Source organism: Bradyrhizobium sp., assembly GCF_036009065.1.
GTDB lineage: Bacteria > Pseudomonadota > Alphaproteobacteria > Rhizobiales > Xanthobacteraceae > Bradyrhizobium.
This window is the reverse complement of sequence record NZ_DASYMN010000420.1, coordinates 1-4,794: the sequence shown is the minus strand read 5'-3', so window position 1 is coordinate 4,794 and position 4,794 is coordinate 1. Positions and strand designations below refer to the sequence as shown.

Here is a 4,794-nt window from a genome sequence, read left to right as displayed (position 1 = left end):
AGGTTGACGAAGAAGTCGTTGGTCAGCTTTTCCGGCTGTGTGGTGAAGACGCCATGCTTCGCGCCGCCGGTATTGGCGCCGAGCACGCGCAGACCGCCGACCAGAACCGTCATCTCCGGTGCGGTCAGCCGCAGCAGTTGCGCGCGATCCACCAAGGCCTCCTCGGGCGCCATGAACTGCCGCTTGCCGCCAATATAGTTGCGGAAGCCGTCGGCGCGCGGCTCGAGCGGTGCGAACGATGCCGCGTCGGTCTGTTCCTGCGACGCGTCCATGCGCCCGGGCTTGAACGGCACCTTCACTTCGGTGCCGGCGTCTTTGGCGGCCTTTTCGACCGCCGCGGCGCCGCCGAGCACGATCAGGTCGGCGAGCGAGACCTTCTTCTCGCCGGCCTGCGCGTTGAACTCCTTCTGGATCGCTTCGAGATTCGACAGCACGGCCGCGAGCCGCCGGGGATCGTTGACCTCCCAGTCCTTCTGGGGTGCGAGGCGGATACGCGCGCCGTTGGCGCCGCCGCGCTTGTCGGAGCCGCGGAACGTCGATGCCGATGCCCAGGCCGCCCCGACCAGTTGCGACACCGACAGGCCCGAGCCGAGGATCTTCGCCTTCAGCGCCACGATGTCCTGCTCGCTGACCAGCTCATGATCAATCGCCGGGATCGGGTCCTGCCAAATCAGCGTTTCCTTCGGCACCAGCGGGCCGAGGTAGCGCACGATCGGGCCCATGTCGCGGTGGGTCAGCTTGAACCAGGCGCGGGCGAAGGCGTCCGCGAACTGATCCGGGTTCTGGTGAAAGCGCCGGGAGATCTTCTCGTAGGCCGGGTCGAACCGCAGCGAGAGGTCGGTAGTCAGCATGGTCGGCACACGCTTCTTCGATGCGTCGTAGGGGTCCGGAATCGTGGCGGGGGCGTCCTTCGCCTTCCACTGCTTGACGCCGGCGGGGCTCTTATCCAGCTCCCATTCGAAGCCGAACAAATTGTCGAAAAAGGAGTTGCTCCATTTGGTCGGGGTCTGGGTCCAGATCACTTCCGGGCCACCGGTGATGGCGTCGGCGCCGTAGCCCGTGCCATGCCCGCTTTTCCATCCCAAGCCCTGATCCTCGATCGCGCCGCCTTCCGGCTCCGGGCCGATCAATGACGGATCGCCGGCGCCGTGGGTCTTGCCAAAACTGTGACCGCCGGCGATCAGGGCGACGGTTTCCTCGTCGTTCATTGCCATGCGAAAGAACGTCTCGCGGATATCCTTCGCCGCCGCGACCGGATCCGGATTGCCGTTCGGGCCTTCCGGATTGACGTAGATCAGGCCCATCTGCACCGCGCCGAGCGATTCATTGAGCTGGCGCTCGCCGCTGTAGCGTTCGTCGCCGAGCCACGTCCCCTCGGGACCCCAGTAGAGTTCTTCCGGCTCCCAGACGTCGGCGCGGCCGCCGGCGAAGCCGAAGGTCTTGAAGTCCATCGACTCCAGCGCGACGTTGCCCACGAGAACGAAGAGGTCAGCCCACGAAATCTTTTTGCCGTATTTCTGCTTGATCGGCCACAGCAGGCGGCGCGCCTTGTCGAGGTTGGCGTTGTCGGGCCAGGAATTGAGCGGCGCGAAGCGCTGCTGCCCGGCGCCGGCGCCACCGCGGCCGTCGGTAATGCGATACGTTCCCGCGCTGTGCCAGGCCAGGCGGATGAACAGTCCGCCATAGTGGCCGAAATCCGCCGGCCACCAGTCCTGCGAATCCCTCATCAACGCGTGCAGATCCTTGATCACGGCGTTCAGGTCGAGGCTCTTGAACTCCTTGGCGTAGTCAAAATCCCGGCCCATGGGATCGGCGGAAGGGTGGGCCGTATGCAGCACACCGATATCCAGGTGCTCCGGCCACCAGTCCCGGTTGCGGTGTCCGCGGGCGCCGCCCGTGAACGGGCACTTGCCAGCGCTGTCGTCAGTCTTTGCGTCCATGTTTCTCTCCGCTAGGCTCGAATTTGGACACTGTTTCAGCGCCTCGATCTGCGCCTAAAAGCAATGTCTTTTCAATTATTGTGCATTCGACACGGGGTCGGCGGTAAGCCTACCCCGAAAGATGTGTGACGGCAGTTTGGAAGGTATCTAACATCAGGTCCAGTCGAATTGTCTTGGGATGCCGATAAGTTAATCTGATCACGCATTCCGAATCCGAAATTCGGGAGACTCTCGCATGATCACGCTCAAGCAGCTCCGTTATCTCGCCGCCCTTGCCCGTCACGGTCATTTCGGCCGCGCGGCGGATGCCTGCGCGATCACCCAACCGGCGCTGTCGATGCAGATTCGCGATCTGGAACGCACGCTGGGCGTCACGCTTGTGGAGCGCAGGCCGGGCGATGTGATGCTGACCGACGTCGGCCGCGAGGTTGCGCGCCGTGGTGAGGAGGTGCTGACCGCATCGCATGATCTGGTGGATTTTGCGCGCCATTGCGGCGAACCGCTGACAGGGCGATTGACGCTCGGCATCATTCCCTCGCTGGCGCCATATCTGCTGCCGCGTATTCTCCCGCCGCTGCAAAAGCAATTCCCCGAATTGCGGCTTGAGTTGCGCGAGACGCAAACCAAACAGCTTGTCGAGGAGATCAAGAGCGGCGCGCTCGATACGGCGATGCTGGCGCTGCCGCTCGGCGAATCCGACATCGATGCAATAGAATTGTTCGACGATCTGTTTCTGCTCGCGGTGCCGTCCGACGATCCGCGATCACAGGCGCGGCGAATTTCTCCCGGCGAGATCGATCAGTCGAGGCTGATCCTGCTCGAAGACGGCCACTGCCTGCGGGATCAGGCGCTGGCGTTTTGCGCCAGCGTCGCGCGCGGGCCCGCGCCGGGCTCGAGCGGCATGACGTTCGGCGCCAGCAGCCTGACCACGGTGATGCAGATGGTCGCCGGCGGCTATGGCGTGACGCTGATTCCGCAGATCGCCGCGGACGTCGAAGCCCGCGACCCGCGCGTAAAATTTCTGCGGCTGGAAGAGCCGCAGCCCGGCCGCAGCATTGGCCTGGCATTTCGCCGGACCTCACCGCGCAGGATGGATTTCGACGCATTGGCGAAGGTCGTGAAGGAAAGTGTTGCGTGACCACCCGATTTCGCAGGTGGTCACGTTTTTGTCGATTCGCAAGCTCGGTGGCCAATCCTTGGGGATGGAGCCTCAAACCCCCAGCGTCCCGGCCTTGGCGGCGGCGTAGCGCTCGGCGACCTTGCTCCAGTTCACGGTATTCCACCACGCCTTGAGGTAGTCGGCGCGGCGGTTCTGGTACATCAGATAATAGGCATGCTCCCAGACGTCGTTGCCGAGCAGGACGCGCTTGCCGTCCATGATCGGGCTGTCCTGGTTCGGCTTGGTTTCGATGGCGAGCTTGCCTTCCTTGGCAATGGTGACGAACACCCAGCCGGAGCCGAACTGGCGTCCGCCGGCGGCATTGAAGTCGGTCTGGAATTTGTCCATGCCGCCCAGATCCTTGTCGATCGCGGTCTGCAATTCGCCTTCCGGCTTGCCGCCGCCCGGCGCCATGATCTCCCAGAACATGGTGTGGTTGGCGTGACCGCCGAGATTGTTGCGCACCGCGAATTTGATGTCGTCATTGAGCGCGTTCAGGTTGCCGAGCACGTCCTGCACCGCACTGGTTCCGATCTGCGGATTGGCCTTGGCGATGGTGTTGAGATTGGCGACGTAGGCGGCGTGATGCCGGTCATGGTGGATTTCCATGGTCTTGGCGTCGATGTGCGGCTCCAGCGCGTTGAATGGATAGGTCAGCGGCGGAAGCGTGAACGGCCCTGTCGGCGCCGGCGCGGCAGCAGGGGCTGGAGCCGGAGCGGCCGGAGCTTGGGCGAAAACGCGCGGCGCCGCGGCTGCGGCGATGACGCCTGCGGCTGCGCCGAACAGGTGGCGGCGGGATAATGATGACATGAAGTTCTCCCTGGGATGTGAGTGGCGGTACGCTCTGATGGCCTTAAACAACAAACCATCGATGATGTTGTTCTATTCCGGGATCGGCATTTCGATCCACCAAACCCAAGGGAAAGTTACGCGCCGGGGCAAAGTGCGGTTTCGGTTTGCGGCTTAGTGATCGTGCGGCGTAACCGCGCACGTGACCCGACGCAGCGCCTTCTTCAACCTCGCCCCGCTCTTTCGCGGGGAGAGGTCGGCGCGAAGCGCCGGGTGAGGGGCCAGGCACTGCATTGATCCTAGGAAGAACTTTCGGGTCCGTCAGCAGCCTTTCGACCCGAGGGATTTGCAATCTTGCAGTCGCAGTACCTGGCCCCTCACCCAAAATTCTCGCTGCGCTCGAATTTCGACCTCTCCCCGCGAAAGAGCGGGGAGAGGTAAAAAAAGGGCGGCCTTCTAGGCCGCCCCTACTAATCGCTACTCACTAGTCGCTGAAATTACTCCCCGGCGGCTTCGCGCTGCGGCGCCTCCGTCTTCTGCTTGGCCTCGAGGTCTTCGCCGGTGGTCTGGTCGACCACCTTCATCGACAGCCGGGTCTTGCCGCGGTCGTCGAAGCCGAGCAGCTTGACCTTGACCTTGTCGCCTTCCTTGACCACGTCGGAGGTCTTCTGCACGCGGTTGGCCGCGAGCTGGCTGATATGGACCAGGCCGTCCTTGGCGCCGAAGAAGTTCACGAAGGCGCCGAACTCCATCACCTTGACCACGGTGCCGTCATAGATCTGGCCGAGCTCCGGATCGGAGGCGATCGACTTGATCCACTTGATCGCGGCCTTGATCGATTCGCCGTCGGCGGAGGCGACCTTGACGGTGCCGTCGTCCTCGATGTTGACCTTGGCGCCGGTCTTC

Annotated in this window: 4 protein-coding genes; 1 reads left to right on the top strand and 3 read right to left on the bottom strand. The window is 63.4% G+C overall.

Features of this window, described 5'->3' with window-relative positions:
- Positions 1 to 1,940 (bottom strand): catalase/peroxidase HPI (gene katG / locus VGP39_RS25205; protein WP_327570810.1); only part of this gene is annotated, 1,940 nt, incomplete at its 3' end.
- 235 nt (positions 1,941 to 2,175) lie between these two features.
- Here katG and VGP39_RS25200 point away from each other — a divergent pair.
- Complete coding sequence (locus VGP39_RS25200; RefSeq protein ID WP_327570809.1) at positions 2,176 to 3,078, top strand: LysR substrate-binding domain-containing protein; 903 nt, start codon at positions 2,176 to 2,178, stop codon at positions 3,076 to 3,078.
- Positions 3,079 to 3,150: 72 nt separating this feature from the next.
- On the opposite strand, the gene VGP39_RS25195 is transcribed toward VGP39_RS25200, so the two are convergent.
- Both VGP39_RS25195 and VGP39_RS25190 read right to left on the bottom strand, forming a co-directional pair.
- Positions 3,151 to 3,909, bottom strand: a complete 759-nt coding sequence (locus VGP39_RS25195; RefSeq protein WP_327570808.1) for a superoxide dismutase — start codon at positions 3,907 to 3,909, stop codon at positions 3,151 to 3,153.
- A 476-nt stretch (positions 3,910 to 4,385) separates the two neighbouring features.
- Positions 4,386 to 4,794 (bottom strand): S1 RNA-binding domain-containing protein (locus tag VGP39_RS25190; RefSeq protein WP_327570807.1); only part of this gene is annotated, 409 nt, incomplete at its 5' end.